We start from the raw sequence: 845 nt of genomic DNA, 5'->3' as shown, positions 1-845 counted from the left end.
CGCGGGCGCTCCTGCCCGCGGGGCTTCCACGTCGGCCCCGCCGGCCGCCGCTGCCGGCCGAACCGCTTCTGAGCGATCGATCCCGCGCCGCCCCTCGCCGGGCGGCGTGGTCCCCGAGCCCACGGAGCAGGAAGCTTACCCGGCGAGGCCTGCCAAATGCAGGAGGATGCCGGCCGCGGAGCAGGCCGCCAGCGTCGGGATCACGCCGGCCTTGAACCGGAACACCGCCACGAGCGCCCCCAGCGCGAGGAGCAGCGCCCACGGGTCCAGGCTGGCGAGCACCGGCAGGTCGAGGCGGATCGGCCCGAAGGCGACCGGTTCGAGGCGGGCGAACAGCGTGTGCAGGGCGAACCAGACCGCGAGGTTCAGGATCACCCCGACCACCGCCGCCGTGATCGCCGAGAGCGCGCCGGCCAGCGCCCGGTCGCCCCGCAGGCGCTCGACGTAGGGCGCGCCGACGAAGATCCAGAGGAAGCACGGCGCGAAGGTCACCCAGGTGGTGAGCAGGCCTCCCAGCGTCCCGGCGAGCAGCGGCGGGAGGCCGCCCGGATTGCGGAACGCGGCGAGGAAGCCGACGAACTGCGTCACCATGATCAGCGGCCCCGGCGTGGTCTCGGCCATGCCGAGCCCGTCGAGCATCTCGCCGGGCCGCAGCCAGCCGAACTGCCCGACCGCCTGCTGGGCGACGTAGGCGAGCACCGCGTAGGCGCCGCCGAAGGTCACCATCGCCATCTTCGAGAAGAATAGCGCGATCTGCCCGAACACGTCGCCGGAGCCGAGCAGGCCGACGATCGCGGCGACCGGCAGCAGCCAGAGCGCGCCCCAGATCGCCGCCGTCAGGAGCG

The 845-nt window shown here is 74.2% G+C and carries 1 protein-coding gene; it reads right to left on the bottom strand.

From position 1 onward, the window contains the following. Nucleotides 1-135: 135 nt before the first annotated feature. Nucleotides 136-845: chromate transporter (locus tag FV222_RS27810; protein ID WP_147816385.1), on the bottom strand; the 710-nt coding region annotated here is incomplete at its 5' end.

Origin of the sequence: Methylobacterium sp. WL103 (genome assembly GCF_008039885.1) — a bacterium.
Lineage (GTDB): Bacteria > Pseudomonadota > Alphaproteobacteria > Rhizobiales > Beijerinckiaceae > Methylobacterium > Methylobacterium cerastii.
Note: the sequence above shows the minus strand (reverse complement) of the source record. Positions and strands in the feature narration are given on the sequence as shown.